The sequence below is a fragment of the Haladaptatus sp. SPP-AMP-3 genome, from assembly GCF_049568665.1.
GTDB classification, from domain to species: Archaea; Halobacteriota; Halobacteria; order Halobacteriales; family Haladaptataceae; genus Haladaptatus; species Haladaptatus paucihalophilus.
The window spans coordinates 1,686,048-1,701,071 of the sequence record NZ_CP145897.1; the positions used below are offsets into that span (position 1 = coordinate 1,686,048).

Sequence of the window (15,024 nt, forward strand, 5' to 3'; positions counted from 1 at the left end):
GCGAACAACCGACGATAATGTACGATTTCGTGGTGGTCGGTGCAGGTCCCGCCGGGTCGCGGTTCGCGCGACGGGCCGCGGACGCGGGACACGACGTTCTCGTTCTCGAACGCGGGCAGGTGGGAACGCCGCTCGCGTGCTCCGGCCACGTCAGTACCGACATCTGGAAGTTCACCCCCGAGGGTGCCCGCGACGACCTCCTCCAAAACGAAGTCTACGGCGCGCGCTTCCACATCGACGGCCCGCGGTCCCCCGAACATCCCTTCTACAAAGACGAAGTTATCTCGAACGTCATCGACCGAGTGGGACTCGACCGGACGCTCGCGCGCGCCGCGGAGGACGCGGGCGCCGACTTGCGCGAAGGGCACAGCGTTTCGGACGTGGACGAACACGGCGAGTACGTGGACGTCACCGCCAACACGCCCGACGGAACCGAGACGTTTCGCGGGAAGATGGTCGTCGGCTGTGACGGTCCCGTCTCGCGCGTCCGTCGGGAACTCCACCTTCCGGAACCGGGCGAGAAACTGCAGGGCGTGCTCGGGTTCACGACCGACACGCACAACGGAAACTTCGTGGACGTCCACCTCACCGCGCCGCGATTCTTCGCGTGGCGAATCCCCCGCGGGACGGCCGGTGTCGAGTACGGACTGGCCGCACCGCCGGGCGAGAACGCCCGCGCGCTGTTCGACCGGTTTACGGCCGATTACGGCGTCGAAACCGAGAATTTCTGTGCCGGGATGATTCCCATCGGCCCGGCCCGGAGCGTCACCGCCCACCGAGGCTTCCTCATCGGGGACGCCGCCGCACAGACGAAGCCCTTTACCGGCGGCGGCATCCTCTACGGCATGACCGCGGCGGATCACGCCGTCGAAACCGTGGACCCCGACGACCCCGCCACGCTCGCCGACTACGAGCGCGCGTGGCGCGGGGAGTTGAAAAACGAGATTCGACTGGGCCACTGGGTTCGCCGGGCGTACTCCCTCCCGAAACCCGTCCAGAAGGTGGGACTGACGGCGATGGAGGGCGAAATCGGCGTTCACATGGACAAACCGACCTCGTTCTTCTCGACGGACCACCTCCGGAAACTCCTCTCGCGCTCGTCGTAGGGACGGATTATCCCGACGGTGTGTGACACCGTTCCGAACCTTCGGTCATCGTCCCGCTCTGTTTCGGGATATAACCCGACCCATCGTTCCGCGTTCGAAGCGACGCACCACCGCCACCCGAACGCTCGTCCGGGACGACGCACGCTGCGCAGACCGGAATCGACCGAACGGTCTCGACAGCGGTTTCCAACGCGTGACGTCGAGCGAGCTAGCCCATTTTTCGGTCCCATCTATCGATTCAACGGATAATTAATTGATTAAATTTCTAGAAAAAATATTTTAAATTAGAGCTTGTGACTAGTTGTTGGACCATGACATCCAGACGTAACCTACTCAAGACGATCGGAGTGGCAGGAACGGCAGGTCTCGGTGCGGCCGCGTTCAGCGGAACCGCGGCGGCCAAACCGACGGTCGATTGGGAAGTGGCGGATTCGAGCAACTACACGGCAGCGAACCGCGGTGCCGCAGAGATCGATTGGGTCATCATCCACACCGTTCAGGGGTCGGCCAGCGGTGCGGTCAGCTGGTTCCAGAACCCCGACGCGGACGTCAGCGCCCACTACACCGTCTCCGAGAGCGGCTACAAGTACCAGAGCGTCAGTGACATCAACATCGCGTGGCACGCCGGGGATTGGGACTACAACCAGTACTCGGTCGGCATCGAACACGGCGGCTACGTCAGCGGAACCTACGAGGACGCTCAGTACCGGGCCTCGGCCAAACTTGCCAGTTGGCTCTGTGACCAGTACGGCGTTCCGAAACAGCACCCGACGAGCGTCCCGAGCGACGCGGCGAATCCGGCCAACGGCGGCATCATCGGCCACGAGCAGGTTCCGGCCAGCAGTCACACCGACCCCGGCAGCAACTGGGATTGGGACTACTACATCGACCTCGTGAACTCGTACTGAGACAGGAAGCGAACCGCATTATTTTGCGACGACTTCGAAACGGACGTGAAGTAGCCACGGGAGCGGTCGAACGACGACGGGAGAAAAACCAGTCCTGACCCAGTGCTACGGAAAGAAGGTTTCGCGCCTATTCGAGGTCGTACAGCGCGCCGTACTTCTCGGTCACGTAGTCGAGGAAGTACTCGGCGGTGAACGACTCGCCCGTCGCGTGTTGGATGAGGTCGTCCGTGGTGTACAGACAGCCGTACTGGTGGATGTTCTCGGTGAGCCAGTCGTGGAAGTCGTCGAACTCGCCCGCGCGAATCTGGCCGTCGAGGTCGTCGATGTCCTCGTCGGCTTTCGCGTACAGTTGGGCGGCGAGGACGCTGCCGAGCGAGTAGGTCGGGAAGTAACCGAAGCTACCGTGGCTCCAGTGGATGTCCTGCAGGCAACCGTCGGCGTCCGTGTCGGGGCGAATTCCGAGGTACTCCTCGTACTTGTCGTTCCAGAGTTCCGGCACCTCGTCCACTTCGATTTCGCCGCGGATGAGCGCCTTCTCGATTTCGAAGCGCACCACGATGTGCATGTGGTAGGTCAGTTCGTCCGCCTCGACGCGGATGAGGTTATCCTCGTAGACCTCGTTCGCGGCCTCGTACATCTCCTCGACGGAGACGTCCTCGACGTCCGAGAACCGCTCCTTGACGAGCGGCAGGAAGTTCTCCCAGAAGGCGCGCGAGCGACCGACGTTGTTCTCCCAGACGCGAGACTGGGACTCGTGGACCGTCAGGTCGCGGGCTTCGCCGAGCGGCGTACCGTACTGCTCGTCCGGCAGACCTTGCGTGTAGGTCGCGTGACCGAACTCGTGAACGGTGCTCATCAGCGCGCCGAGCGGGTCGCTCTCGTCGAAGCGCGTCGTCACGCGGGCGTCGAACTGCGTCCCGCTGGAGAACGGGTGCGGCGCGGTGTCGAGGCGGCCGCGGTCCCAGTCGTAGCCGAGCGTGTCGAGCACGTCGCGCGAGAGCTCCTCCTGCGTCTCGGCGTCGTAGGTTCCCTCGAACGGCGTGGCGAGTTCGACGTCGCTCTCGCGCACGTCCTCGATGAGGGGGACGAGTTCGTCGCGGAGTTCCGCCAGCGTCTCCTCGGCGGTGTCGATGCCGAGGTAGGGCTCGTACTCCTCGAACAGGACCTCGTAGGGGTCCTTGTCCGGGTCGATGTGGTCGGCGTACTCGCGCTCCAACTCGACCAGTTTTTCGAGCGTCGGGGCGAAAATCGAGAAGTCGTCCTCCTCGCGCGCCTTCTTCCACTTCGGGAGCGCCTCGGACGTGGTGCGCGAAATCTCCTCGACCAACTCGCCGGGGACGCGGGTCGCCCGCTCGTACTCGCGTCGGACCTCGCGGACGACGGCGGCCTGCTCGTTGTCCAAGTCCTCGCCCTCCAGTTCGTCCAGCAGTTCGCCCATCTCGTCGTCGGTGAGCAGTTCGTGCGAAATCGCCGACAGGGCCGACCGCTGTTGTGACCGCGCGGGGGTGCCACCCTCGGGCATCACGACTTCTTGGTCCCAGCCGAGAATCCCGGCGGCGTTCTGGACGTTCGAAATCCGTTTTACTTTCCCGAGAAACTCCTCGTACGTGGTGTTTTCCGCGGTGGCTTCAGTTGCCATCACCGGGTGTTTGCTGTCACCGATTATCAATGAATGGGTTTCGGTACGAAATAGATCGGAGGCCTTGGTTCGTTAGAGCGTCTCCGCCGTGGTCCGATAAATCCGATAACAGCGCGCCAGCACGTCGATACCCACGCTCTCGTCTTTCGTGTGTGCCTCGCCGGGTTCCGAGGCTCCGCAAACGACGCACGTGACGCCCGCTTGTGCCAACCATCCGGCGTCGGTCGCGTGGGGTTTCGTCACCTGCTCCGGGTCGCCGTCCTGCGCGTCGCGGGCGGCATCCAGCACCGCGTCCGCGAAGTCCGGGTCGTCGCACTCCATCGGCGGCAAGTCCTGTTCGACGGTCCACTCCACGCCGTCGATGTCCTCCACGGCGTCGAGGTCGGCGCGCTCGCCGGGGACGGTTCGCTCGTCGATGGTTATCTCGCACGTGTCCGGAATGACGTTCCACGCGCTCCCGCCGTGGATTTCGGTGGCGACGACGCTCCCCGAGAGGTCGTTGCCCAACACGGAGACGGTCGGAACGTCGCAGTCCCGAACGACGTCCACGGCGTCGCTGGCGCGGTAGATGGCGTTCACGCCCGCTTCCGGTTCGCTCGCGTGCGCCGCGGTCCCGTACGCCGTGACGGTGCTCGCCCGCCGTCCGCGGTGGGCGACGACGACGTCCGTAACGTCCGGTCCCGAGTAGTTCGTGGACCCCTCGGCGACGATGGCGCAATCGGGCGAAAAGCCGTCGTCGATGGCGTGACGCGCGCCGTCGCCGCCCAGTTCCTCGCCGACGAAGCTTGCGAACACGAGGTCACAGGACGGGTCGGCGTCGCGGAACGCGAGCATCGACGCGGCCACGGCACCCTTCATGTCCGCCGCACCGCGGCCGTACAGTCGCCCGTCGCGCTCTTCGACCACGTAGTCCTCGCCATCCACTTGCGAGTCGTCCGGGGGAACGACGTCGTGGTGGCCGACCAAGGCGAGAGAGGTTTCGGAGTCGCCGTCTGGGGCCGGTTTTCGTGCGATGACGTTCCCGATGTCGTCCCGCGTTACGTCCGCGTCAGTCTCCGACCGAAGCCACTCCTCGATAAAATCGCCCGTCGCCGTCTCGTCCTCGTGACTCGGAATCGAAACCAGGTCACGGGTCAGTTCGACCAGTTCGTCCATGCACCTTCCAGTTCGGCGAGGGGGTTAATATCCAACGTCCTCGGCAAGAACGTGGATGTCCTCCTGCAGCGTGTGCAACCGTTCGGCGACCGACCTGTCGGCCTGATGTTCGAGTTCCGAAAGCCTGTCTTCCGTCTCGCGGAACTGCGTCTGCCTCGTCTCCTCGTCGTCCGGGATGTTGGTCAGTCCCTTCCGAATCGACCGGATTTCTCCAGCGACGTCCTGCGAGGCGTCGTCGGCGACCGAATCCAAATCCATCCGAATCTCGTCGAGTTCTCGTGCCATGGTCGGGACGATGGTATCCGAAAACAAATCGATGCTGGCCCGAAGTATCCCGTCTCACTCGTCTCGCGGCGTTCGGTGTTCGAAACAACAGTCCAACAACTCCTCGAGAAGCGGGTTCTCCCGATACCGAACCGTCTCGCTCCGCTCGTCGTATTCGACGAGCGAAAGCGATTCGAGGTGCGGAAGGTGGACGTGTCGAAGACGCGTTTCGGTCCGGCGCGAATCCCCATCGAGCACGTCTCGAAGTTCGTCGACCGTCGCGGTCCCGTCCGACGATTCGGAGAGATGGCACAGCAATTGGCGGCGTTGGTCGTCGGAGAAGGTTTCGAACACGCTGTCGAGGTTCGACGAGTCCGGGGAACCCCTGGATTCGAATGGCAGCATCTACCGATGTTTGGGAAAACATTCCCCTAACCCTACTGCCTGAATTCGCAAGGACCCGCTCAGATGGCGCAGTCGTCGACGAACTCGTACTCGTCGTATCGGTCGAGTTTTCGCTCGATGGCGTCCAGCAGCCACTCGTCGACGGTTTCGTCCGCGAGGTCGGCCTCGATTCGGTTCCGGGTCTCTTCGTCGACGGTGAGCACGATGTGAGCGTGGCGCATCGACCCTCGTACGTCACCGAGGGGCAAAAGGATGACCCACACGCTGAAACCCTTATCAGGCTACCACACGAACCGACAGCCATGAACGTAGTGCCGGACACGAGTGCCGTCGTCGATGGCCGCATTTCCCAACGAGTCGATGACGGCGACTTCGCCGGGGCGACGGTTCTCATCCCCGAGGCCGTCGTCAGCGAACTCGAATCGCAGGCGAACAAAGGAGAGGAGAGCGGGTGGGACGGACTGTCCGAGCTCCAGCGGCTTGCGGACCTCGGGGACGCTGGCGACATCGACCTCGATTACGTCGGGGTTCGACCCGGACCCGAAGAACAGGGCTACGCCCACCGCGGCGAAATCGACGCGCTCATCCGCGAGCTAGCGGACGAACACGACGCCACGTTCGTCACCAGCGACCTCGTGCAGAGCGAGGTGGCGAAAGCCAAGGGATTGGGGGTCGAGTACATCGCGCCGAAAACGGAGGACGTGGGGCGACTCAGCATCGAGGACTTCTTCGACGAGCAGACGATGAGCGTCCACCTCCGGTCGCGGGTCCCGCCGATGGCGAAGCGCGGCGAAATCGGCGAGATGCACTATCAGCGAATCCGCGACGAGCCCTCGACGGACGAGCAGTTGAAGGAGTACGCCCAGGAGATAATCCAGAGCGCGAAACAGAGCCACGACGGGTTCATCGAAATCGACGAACCCGGAATGACCATCGTCCAGTTCCGCGATTACCGCATCGCCATCGCGGAACCGCCGTTCGCCGACGCGTGGGAGATAACCGCGGTTCGACCCATCGTCAAGACCTCGTTGGACGACTACGAGCACGCGGACGAACTCCGCGGACGACTGCTCGAACGCCAGCGCGGCGTCCTCATCTCCGGCGCACCCGGAGCCGGGAAGTCCACCTTCGCGCAAGCCGTCGCGGAGTTCCTCGCGGACAACGACTTTGCCGTGAAGACGATGGAGAAACCCCGCGACCTGCAGGTCGGCCCGGAGGTCACCCAGTACACCGAATTGGCGGGCGAGATGGAGAAGACGGCGGACTCCCTGCTGATGGTTCGCCCCGACTACACCATCTACGACGAGGTGCGCAAGACGAACGACTTCGAGGTGTTCGCCGACATGCGCCTCGCCGGTGTCGGCATGGTCGGCGTCGTCCACGCCACGCGGCCCATCGACGCGCTCCAGCGGCTCATCGGCCGGGTCGAACTCGGCATGATTCCGCAGATCGTCGATACCGTCGTCTACATCGAGGCCGGACAGATAGAGAAGGTCTACGACGTGCGGACGCAGGTCAAGGTTCCCGCGGGCATGACCGAGGAGGACCTCGCCCGCCCCGTCATCCTCGTGGAGGAGTTCGAGACGGGAACGCCGGAGTACGAAATCTACACCTTCAACCGGCAGGTCGTCACGGTCCCTTTGGAGGAGGGTGACGAGAAGGAGACCGGCGTCTCGCGCCTCGCCCGACAGGAGATAGAGCGCGAAATCCAGTCCGTCTCCCGCGGTCACGTCGACGTGGACCTGCAGGGTCAGAACAAGGCCGTCGTCTACGTGGACGAAAACGACATCTCCTACGTCATCGGCAAGGGCGGCGGTCGAATCGACGACATCGAAAACCGCCTCGGTATCGACATCGATGTGCGCACCCACGACGAAAAACCGTCCTCGGTCGGCACGACGGCGACGACCCCGAAAGGCGACGTGGTGACCCCTGAAATCACCTCTCGACACATCATCATTCCGCTGGACGGCCACGCCGGGGAAACCGTCGAGGTGCAGGCCGACGGCGAGTACCTGTTCACCGCGACGGTCGGCCGCGGCGGCGACATCCAAGTCTCCCGCGGCAGCGCCATCGCGGAGGAACTGGAGTACGCCATCGACCGGGAACGGCAGATTACGGTCGTTTCGGCGTAACCGCCGAAACCGCGGTCGTCCCTCGGGTTTCGGTTATCGATACGTCCCCATTTCCGCGACCACGTCGGACGTGGCGACCCGCCACTCCTCGATGAGCGCGTCCTCGAACGGTTTTTCCTCCCAGTCGTCGATTCGGTCCCGCTCGTCCAGCCATTCGACCGTCCGGGCGACGCCCGTCTCGAAGTCTATCGTGTACTCGAAATCGAGGTCACGTTTCGCCTTGCGGTTGTCGAACGTCGTCGCGTACTGGAAGTGGTCGCGGAGCATCGCGGTTCGCTCCGGCGCGACGGCGGTCAGCACCTCGGTCGGGACGTGGACGAGTTCCGGTTCGGGCGCGCCGATAGCGCTGGCGACCCGGCGGTGGTACTGGTTCCACGTGATGAACTCCTCGCTCGTGACGTGGTAGGCCTCGCCGAAGGCGTCCTCGTTGCCGATGGCGTTGGCGAACGCGCGGGCCACGTCGTCGCGGTGGCACGGCCCCCAAATCGAGGTGCCGTCGCCGTGGACGACGACGGGCTTTCCGGCGCGGAGGCGGTCGAGATAGTACGTGTCGTCCCCGAAGGTATGGAGGACGCCGCCGCCTTCGCCGTAAGTGCTCCACGGGCGGATGACGGTCGTCTCGAATCTCCCGTCCTCGTGGGCATCCATGAACACGTCCTCGGCGTCGGCCTTGTTGCGGCCGTAGTCGCTCACGTTCGGGTGTCTAGCTGCGTCCTCGGTGATGGGATTGCGCTCCGGCGGGCGGTGGTAGACATCGACGGTGCTACAGAAGACGTACTGGTCGATGTGGGGCGCGACCGCATCGACGGTCTCACGCGCCGTTTCCGGCGAGAAACAGACCATGTCCACTATCGCGTCGGGGTCGGCGTCCGCGACCGCCGCTTCGAGGGCGTCCGTGTCGTGCCTGTCACCCCGCGCGTGTGTGACGCCGTCCGGTAGCTCGTCGTCGTGGTTGCCGCGCGTGAACACCGTCACGGCCTTCCCCGCATCGGCGAGTTGATCGACGATTCCGGTACTGATGAGGCCGGTACCGCCGATAACGAACACGTTCATATCCGGTCATCCACACGGGAACACAAAGCGGTATGGATAGCGGACACTGGCGGCTTCTGTGAGAGGCGAAAGAAGAGAGACGGCGCGACTATTCCGCGCACTGGGCGTCCGCACACTGGTCCGGTTCCACTTCGGTCGGCACGTCGATTTCGTAGAGGTTCTGTCGAGCATCCGCGAAATAGATGTCCTCGTCCACGACGCCGATGTCTTCGAGTCGTTCGAGCGCGTAGCGGACCGTCCGTGCGGACAGCATCGACTCGTCCACGATCTGCTTCTGGGTGAGCGACCCTTTGTATTCGAGAACCTTGAAAACGAGTTTGGCACTTGGGGGAAGATCGTCGATTTGCTCCCGTTCGGTCTGGCTCATCATCGTTACGAATCGAAACACGCCATCGTGATAAAGCTATTGAGACGCAATGGCACGGAGGCGCTCCGAGGGCACCGCTACGGCAAGACGAATTCGAAGGACGAAGCCGGTCTCGGAGCGTTTTCGACGGCACCCTGTGCCGACGTTGGTACTGAATCACACGCACATCCCAAAAGTCACCCACCGTCAGTATTCGGGTCGGCGTTCGCGGGTGCCGTCTCGAACGACGAGGAGAGGTATGGACAAGCGAACATCTTTTGAGGCCGGGTACCCGATTGCCACGCATGGCGACTGAAAAGGCATCAGAGCGACGGGCGGCCCATCTCCGGAGTATTACCGTCACGTCGCTCGCTTCGATATCTGGCATCGTCGCCGGGTTCGCCTCCGCTATGATAGTGGGGACGTCGAACACGGCGGCGACAGACCAGATGGGATTGACCATCATGCTCGCGTTCGTGGTCGTCCAACTCCCGCTGCTGTATCTCATGGGCTACGAGTTGGACGGAATCAAAGACACCCTCTTCGTCGCGTTCATGACGTTCTCGCTCTGGTACATCACGTGGGGCATTCTCCTCATCAACCACGTGGAGCTCTAATCATGGCGGACGACAGTATCGCGGTCGTGGACCTCGAGCGGTGCTCTCCCGACCGATGCAACTACGAGTGTAAGAACTTCTGCCCGCCGAACCGGACGGGCAAGGAGTGCATCACGCTCCGCGGCGAGGACACCGCCGAGGGACAGCCAGACCAGGTGCACATCAGCGAGGAAATCTGCCTCGGCGAAACCTGCGGCATCTGCGTCGAGAAGTGTCCGTTCGACGCCATCGAGATTATCAACCTCCCGAGCGAACTACAGGAGGACCCCGTACACCGCTACGGCGAAAACGCCTTCTCACTCTACGGACTGCCGGTACCCCAAGAGGGACAGGTCACGGGGATTCTCGGGCCGAACGGGAGCGGGAAAACGACGGCCGTGCGGATTCTCGCGGGAGAACTCGCGCCGAACCTCGGCCAGTTCGAGGACCCGCCGGGATGGGACACCATCCTCGACCGCTACCGCGGAACCGAACTTCAGGACTACCTGAGCGAAGTCCGCGACGGCGACGTGACCGTCGCGCGAAAACCGCAGTACGTCGATAAGATACCCGACCAGTTCGATGGAAGCACCGCCGACCTGCTCTCCCGAACCGACGAGCGCGGCGTCCTCGACAACCTTCTCGAACGGCTCGAAATCGAGCACGTGATGGACCAGGACATCGACAGTCTCTCGGGCGGCGAACTCCAGCGCGTCGCGCTGACGGCGGCGCTCGCTCGCGACGCCGACTTCTACTTCCTCGACGAAATCACGCCGTATCTCGACATCAGCCAGCGCGTCACCGTCGCACGCCTGCTACAGGAGATGGCGAACGAGCAGGGCCGCTCCATGCTCGTGGTCGAACACGACCTCGCCATCCTCGACCTCGTGGCCGACAACCTGCACGTCGCGTACGGCGAACCCGGCGCGTACGGTGTCATCACGACGCCGAAATCGGTGCGCAACGGCATCAACGAGTACCTCAAGGGGTATCTCAACAACGAGAACATGCGGATTCGCCCGAACGCCATCGAATTCGACGAACACGCCCCGCGGGAGACGGTCACCGCCGACCCGCTCGTGGAGTACCCCGACCTGCGAAAGTCGTACGGCGAGGGTGAGTTCTCGCTCGACGTCAAGGGCGGCACGATTTACGAGAACGAAGTGTTGGGCATCGTCGGCCCGAACGGCATCGGGAAATCGACGTTCGCAAAGCTCCTCGCCGGACGGCTCGAACCGGACGAGGGCGACGTGGACTTCGCGCTCGACATCTCGTACAAACCGCAGTACATCGAGATCGACCAACCGATGCGCGTGGACGTCTTCCTCTCGTCGCTGACCGACGACATGGGAACCTCCTACTGGGATACCGAAATCGCCCAACCGCTCCAACTCGACCGCATCATGGAGCAGGACCTCACGGACCTCTCCGGCGGCGAGCGCCAGCGAGTCGCCATCGCGGCCTGCCTGTCGAAACCCGCCGACCTCTACCTGCTGGACGAGCCGTCGGCGTACCTCGACGTCGAACAGCGCGTCCGCGCGACGCGCGCCATCCGCCGCTACGCCGAGATTCAGGACGCGACGGTGTTGGTCATCGACCACGACACGTACATGATAGACCTGCTCTCGGACCGCCTGATGGTGTTCGACGGCGAACCCGCCGAGCACGGTCACGCCGGACGCCCGAAGGGAATGCGCGACGGTATGAACGACTTCCTCGCCAACCTCGACATCACGTTCCGCCGCGACGAGAACGTGGGTCGGCCGCGCATCAACAAGCCGGGCAGTCAGCTCGACCGCCAGCAGAAAAACGACGGCGAATATTACTACAGCTAAGCGGTCCGTTTCGGTCGAAGCGTTCCCTTTTCGGTCGAAGCGTTCGTGACGGCGGATTTCGGTCCGTAACCGACCGCCGAGAACAGACGAAAGGTTCTCAATCGGGAGGTGCGAACGGTAATCAAATGGTCCTCTCACGGCGACGACTTCTCGCAACGACCGGCGTAACCGTTCTCGGTGGCTGTCTCGGGGGCAATCAGGACGGTTCGTCGGGCGGGAACCCCACCGACGAAACCACAACCGCGGCGAACGGAAACTCGAACCCCGTTGCGAGCGCCCCGATTCCGAAGAACCCGGGCGAACACGAGTACGCGATTGCGGGCACGGGCACGGCGGACACGACGGTACGGTATTTCAGCAACTGGAAGTGCCCGTACTGCGCGCAGTTCAGCACGGGCTTTCTGAGCGAGATAGTGAGCGAGTACGTCGAACCGGGCGAAATCGACATCGAACTCCGAACGCTCGGATACTTCGGGGACGAGCCGTTTCTGGGGCCGGACGCACCGCGCGCCTCGGAGGCGGGACTCGCGGTGTGGAACGTCGACCCGCGGTCGTTCTGGGGATACTACGAGTACGTGTTCTCCCACCAACCCTCGGAGAAGAAACAGTGGGCGACGACCGACAAACTGCTCTCGTTCATGGAGAAAGCGGGCGTGAAACGCCGGGACGAGATTAAAACCCAAATCGAGTCGAACGAGTACGAGTCGCTCCTGCACGAGTCGGACACCGCGGCGCAGCGATCGGGCGTCAACAGCACGCCGATGCTGGTCATCGACGGCGAGGCCGTCGTCGCGCTCAAGAAGGACGAAGTGAGAAAACGGCTTGATTCCGCGACGAAGTGAGCGAGAACCGAATCGCTTTTTTCCCCCTCGTCGTAGTTCCGACTAGTGATTTCCGCGCTCTCCTCGTGGCTTTCGGCCTCCGACAACCGAGCGAAACTATTCGCCGCCCTCGCGGTCGTGCTGTTCGCCACCGCCGGAGTCGGGGCGCTCACCACCCACGACCGACCGTCCCTCTCGGTCGACGAGCAACGTCCCGCCAACAACACCCTCATCGCATTGCAGGGGTACCAACACGAGGGGCGCGCCATCGAGGTGAACCCGGCCGGAGAAACCGTCTGGGAGTACACCGAAGCGGACGACGTGTTCGACGTGGAAGCGCTCGGGACGAACCGGGTGCAGATAGCGGTGGCCGACGAACTCCCCGATTCGGACTGTCCGACGAAGTATCGGGACGACGGCTACGACAACTGCGTTCGAAACTCGCTTCGCGTCGTGGCGCAGGACACGAACGAAACCCTGTGGGAGTACTCGTGGTTCGACGCCAAACTGCACGCCCACGAACTCCACGACGCGGACCACTACGTCGTGAACGGCGAGGACCGTTGGGTGATGGTGGACATGGGCAACGACCGCGTGTTCGCCGTGAACCGCGACAAGGAAATCCTCTGGCAGTGGAACGCGACCGACCGCTACGACTTCCCGGAGGGGATGGACGAGGAGGGCGACTGGACGCACGTCAACGACGTCGACCGCATCCGACCGGGCGTCTTCCGCATCAGCCTCCGGAACTTCGATACGGTCGCGGACCTGCACGTCGAGAACGGGTCGGCGCACCTCGAACCCGTCGTCGGCCCGGACTCCTACTCGGCATCGGGCGACATCCTCTACGAACAGCACAACCCCGACACGCTCGGCGACACGCTGCTGGTGGCCGACAGCGAACACGACCGCATCGTCGAGATTCGAAACGGAAGCGTCGTCTGGGAGTACGGGGGGAGTGGCGTCTTCGACTGGCCCCGCGACGCCGACCGCCTGCCGAACGGCCACACGCTCGTCGCCGACTCGTACAACGACCGCGTGGTCGAACTGAACGAGAAGGGAGAAATCGTCTGGTCGGTCGAAACCGGGTCGCTCCCCTACGAAGCGGACCGCCTGCCGGGCGAGGGGAGCGACGGCCCGACCGCGAACGAGGCGGGGATTCCGAACCGGACCCGCGAAGCGTCCCCCGTCAACGAACGGGTCGCGTGGGGGATTTCGATGGCGAAGTACGTCGTCCCCAACAACCTCGCACAGGAGTTGGTCATCATCGTCTTCGGCCTGTTGGCGCTCGTCGGCACCGCCGTCGAGCGGTGGCGCTAACGCGTTTTCGCGGTCATCTCGATCGGGTTCGTCGGTTCCAGCGTCGTCCCCATCCGTAAGTCGAGTTCGTCGGTGGAACAATCGAACTCGACTCGTTGCGCGATGGTCGCCAGCACGAGTCGGATTTCGGCGTTCGCAAAGCGCATCCCGATGCAGTGGCGCGGTCCGCCGCCGAACGGGAAGTAGGCGTAGTCCGGCAGGTCGGCTTTCATCTCGGAGGTCCACCGGTCGGGGTCGAACGTCTCCGGGTCGTCGAACCAGCGGTCGTCGTTCTGAATCACGAACTGCGGGAGCGTCAGCGAGGTCCCCTCGGGTATCGTGTAGCCGCCGAGGACGACGTCCTCCGTCGCCTCGCGGAAGACGACGTAGGCGGGCGGATAGCGACGAAGGGCTTCGGTGACGATTTTGTCGGTGTAGTCGAGCGCCCGCAAGTCGGCCATCGTCGGCGCGTCGCCGTCCAGCACGGTATCGAGTTCGTCGTTCAGTTTTCGACGCACCCGCGGATGGTTCGAAAGCAGGTACAGGCAGTAGGTGAGCGCGAGCGCGGTGGTCTCGTGGCCCGCGAAGAGGAACGTCGCCAGTTCGTCGCGGAGCGCCTCGTCCGACATCCCCTCCCCTCTGTCGTCAGTCGCGTGGAGGAGAATCGAGAGGAAGTCGTCGCCCGGCGGTTCGTCGCGCCGCTCCTCGATGAGTCGCTCGACGGCCTCGTCGAACCGAGTTATCGCGCGCCGATACCGCCGATTCGTCGCGGTGGGAACCCAATCGGGGAGCAGCGAGTCGACCGACCCCGCGTCGCTCTTCTCGTTGATGGCTCGCGCGATACCGCGCGCCGCGTCGCGGATGGACGAGTCCGCGCCGCGAACGTCCTGGTCGAACAGGGCCGCGGCGAGGATTCGAAGCGTCAACCGTTTCATCACCTCCTGGAGCCGAATCGTCTCCCCGTCGTCCCACGAGTCGGCGGTTTCGGCCGCGAACGCGACCATCGGCTCCGCGTAGGTTCCGATGCGTTCGCGGTAGAACGCGGGTTGTATCATCGTCCGCTGGCGTCGCCAGAACTCGCCTTCGCTGGCGAAGAGTCCGTTCCCGATGAACTTCTCACCCGCCTCCCGAATGAACTCGCTCTTTCCGAACTTCGACTCCTCCGTGACGAGCACCCGCTCGACGTGCTCGGGGTGGAGGAGCGTACAGAAGTCCTCGCCCGCGACGGAGTACGACACCACATCGCCGTACTCGCGGAGGCCGTCGTAGAACGCGAACGGGTCGCGGAGGAAACCGATGGTGTTCCCCACGCCGGGATACGATGTCGGTCCCGGCGGAAGCGGGCGGTCGTCCGAGCGCTCGGTCGGCGGGATTTCGGAGGTCGTCATATCTAGATGTCGGGGAGACGGACCGAAGCCGGTTCCGTCGAATCCACTAGGGAATTTATGAGGGGCGATGTATG

15 protein-coding genes are annotated in these 15,024 nt (G+C 63.7%); 7 read left to right on the plus strand and 8 right to left on the minus strand.

The annotated features are described in order from the left end of the window. Positions 1-17 precede the first annotated feature (17 nt). Positions 18-1,106 (plus strand): geranylgeranyl reductase family protein, encoded by a 1,089-nt coding sequence (locus tag V5735_RS09490; RefSeq protein WP_423743298.1) that lies wholly within the window; start codon positions 18-20, stop codon positions 1,104-1,106. Positions 1,107-1,417: 311 nt separating this feature from the next. Next, positions 1,418-2,014: an N-acetylmuramoyl-L-alanine amidase gene (locus V5735_RS09495; RefSeq protein WP_423743299.1), complete on the plus strand. Its 597-nt coding sequence runs from the start codon at positions 1,418-1,420 to the stop codon at positions 2,012-2,014. A gap of 127 nt (positions 2,015-2,141) precedes the next feature. Here V5735_RS09495 and V5735_RS09500 read toward each other — a convergent pair whose 3' ends face one another. From V5735_RS09500 to V5735_RS09520, 5 genes are all read right to left on the minus strand, one after another. After that, the gene (locus V5735_RS09500) at positions 2,142-3,653 is read right to left on the minus strand and encodes a carboxypeptidase M32 (RefSeq protein ID WP_423743300.1); all 1,512 of its coding nucleotides are present in this window, start codon (positions 3,651-3,653) and stop codon (positions 2,142-2,144) included. A gap of 72 nt (positions 3,654-3,725) precedes the next feature. Continuing rightward, entirely contained in the window at positions 3,726-4,808 is a 1,083-nt protein-coding gene (locus V5735_RS09505) for a M20 family metallopeptidase (RefSeq protein ID WP_423743301.1), read from the minus strand. Positions 4,809-4,832: 24 nt separating this feature from the next. After that, positions 4,833-5,093, minus strand: coding sequence for a hypothetical protein (locus V5735_RS09510; RefSeq protein ID WP_423743302.1), 261 nt, complete (start codon positions 5,091-5,093; stop codon positions 4,833-4,835). A gap of 54 nt (positions 5,094-5,147) precedes the next feature. Next, positions 5,148-5,477, minus strand: a complete 330-nt coding sequence (locus V5735_RS09515; protein ID WP_423743303.1) for a DUF7344 domain-containing protein — start codon at positions 5,475-5,477, stop codon at positions 5,148-5,150. A 59-nt stretch (positions 5,478-5,536) separates the two neighbouring features. After that, the gene (locus tag V5735_RS09520) at positions 5,537-5,698 is read right to left on the minus strand and encodes a hypothetical protein (protein ID WP_423743304.1); all 162 of its coding nucleotides are present in this window, start codon (positions 5,696-5,698) and stop codon (positions 5,537-5,539) included. An 81-nt stretch (positions 5,699-5,779) separates the two neighbouring features. Between V5735_RS09520 and V5735_RS09525 the strand changes: the two genes are divergently transcribed. Further along, entirely contained in the window at positions 5,780-7,612 is a 1,833-nt protein-coding gene (locus V5735_RS09525; RefSeq protein WP_423743305.1) for a PINc/VapC family ATPase, read from the plus strand. A gap of 33 nt (positions 7,613-7,645) precedes the next feature. On the opposite strand, the gene V5735_RS09530 is transcribed toward V5735_RS09525, so the two are convergent. Then, positions 7,646-8,665, minus strand: a complete 1,020-nt coding sequence (locus V5735_RS09530) for an NAD-dependent epimerase/dehydratase family protein (protein ID WP_423743306.1) — start codon at positions 8,663-8,665, stop codon at positions 7,646-7,648. 88 nt (positions 8,666-8,753) lie between these two features. Then, positions 8,754-9,032, minus strand: a complete 279-nt coding sequence (locus V5735_RS09535) for a winged helix-turn-helix domain-containing protein (protein ID WP_026177832.1) — start codon at positions 9,030-9,032, stop codon at positions 8,754-8,756. A 284-nt stretch (positions 9,033-9,316) separates the two neighbouring features. Between V5735_RS09535 and V5735_RS09540 the strand changes: the two genes are divergently transcribed. The 4 genes from V5735_RS09540 (at position 9,317) to V5735_RS09555 (ending at position 13,583) form a co-directional block, all read left to right on the plus strand. Beyond that, positions 9,317-9,628, plus strand: a complete 312-nt coding sequence (locus V5735_RS09540) for a hypothetical protein (protein WP_423743307.1) — start codon at positions 9,317-9,319, stop codon at positions 9,626-9,628. Positions 9,629-9,630: 2 nt separating this feature from the next. After that, on the plus strand, positions 9,631-11,442 hold the full coding sequence (locus tag V5735_RS09545) for a ribosome biogenesis/translation initiation ATPase RLI (RefSeq protein WP_423743308.1): 1,812 nt from the start codon (positions 9,631-9,633) through the stop codon (positions 11,440-11,442). A 125-nt stretch (positions 11,443-11,567) separates the two neighbouring features. After that, the gene (locus V5735_RS09550) at positions 11,568-12,284 is read left to right on the plus strand and encodes a thioredoxin domain-containing protein (RefSeq protein ID WP_423743309.1); all 717 of its coding nucleotides are present in this window, start codon (positions 11,568-11,570) and stop codon (positions 12,282-12,284) included. A gap of 45 nt (positions 12,285-12,329) precedes the next feature. Then, complete coding sequence (locus V5735_RS09555; protein WP_423743310.1) at positions 12,330-13,583, plus strand: hypothetical protein; 1,254 nt, start codon at positions 12,330-12,332, stop codon at positions 13,581-13,583. On the opposite strand, the gene V5735_RS09560 is transcribed toward V5735_RS09555, so the two are convergent. Then, positions 13,580-14,950: a cytochrome P450 gene (locus V5735_RS09560; protein ID WP_423743311.1), complete on the minus strand. Its 1,371-nt coding sequence runs from the start codon at positions 14,948-14,950 to the stop codon at positions 13,580-13,582. The genes V5735_RS09555 and V5735_RS09560 overlap by 4 nt on opposite strands. Positions 14,951-15,024: the final 74 nt, after the last annotated feature.

What these genes read in the sequence shown, in the direction of transcription:
- V5735_RS09520 (WP_423743304.1), bottom strand. Translation starts at nt 5,698, where the DNA reads ATGCGCCACGCTCACATCGTGCTCACCGTCGACGAAGAGACCCGGAAC.
- V5735_RS09540 (WP_423743307.1), top strand. Translation starts at nt 9,317, where the DNA reads ATGGCGACTGAAAAGGCATCAGAGCGACGGGCGGCCCATCTCCGGAGT.
- V5735_RS09500 (WP_423743300.1), bottom strand. Translation starts at nt 3,653, where the DNA reads ATGGCAACTGAAGCCACCGCGGAAAACACCACGTACGAGGAGTTTCTC.
- V5735_RS09510 (WP_423743302.1), bottom strand. Translation starts at nt 5,093, where the DNA reads ATGGCACGAGAACTCGACGAGATTCGGATGGATTTGGATTCGGTCGCC.
- V5735_RS09545 (WP_423743308.1), top strand. Translation starts at nt 9,631, where the DNA reads ATGGCGGACGACAGTATCGCGGTCGTGGACCTCGAGCGGTGCTCTCCC.
- V5735_RS09550 (WP_423743309.1), top strand. Translation starts at nt 11,568, where the DNA reads ATGGTCCTCTCACGGCGACGACTTCTCGCAACGACCGGCGTAACCGTT.
- V5735_RS09530 (WP_423743306.1), bottom strand. Translation starts at nt 8,665, where the DNA reads ATGAACGTGTTCGTTATCGGCGGTACCGGCCTCATCAGTACCGGAATC.
- V5735_RS09560 (WP_423743311.1), bottom strand. Translation starts at nt 14,950, where the DNA reads ATGACGACCTCCGAAATCCCGCCGACCGAGCGCTCGGACGACCGCCCG.
- V5735_RS09505 (WP_423743301.1), bottom strand. Translation starts at nt 4,808, where the DNA reads ATGGACGAACTGGTCGAACTGACCCGTGACCTGGTTTCGATTCCGAGT.
- V5735_RS09490 (WP_423743298.1), top strand. Translation starts at nt 18, where the DNA reads ATGTACGATTTCGTGGTGGTCGGTGCAGGTCCCGCCGGGTCGCGGTTC.
- V5735_RS09515 (WP_423743303.1), bottom strand. Translation starts at nt 5,477, where the DNA reads ATGCTGCCATTCGAATCCAGGGGTTCCCCGGACTCGTCGAACCTCGAC.
- V5735_RS09495 (WP_423743299.1), top strand. Translation starts at nt 1,418, where the DNA reads ATGACATCCAGACGTAACCTACTCAAGACGATCGGAGTGGCAGGAACG.
- V5735_RS09535 (WP_026177832.1), bottom strand. Translation starts at nt 9,032, where the DNA reads ATGAGCCAGACCGAACGGGAGCAAATCGACGATCTTCCCCCAAGTGCC.
- V5735_RS09525 (WP_423743305.1), top strand. Translation starts at nt 5,780, where the DNA reads ATGAACGTAGTGCCGGACACGAGTGCCGTCGTCGATGGCCGCATTTCC.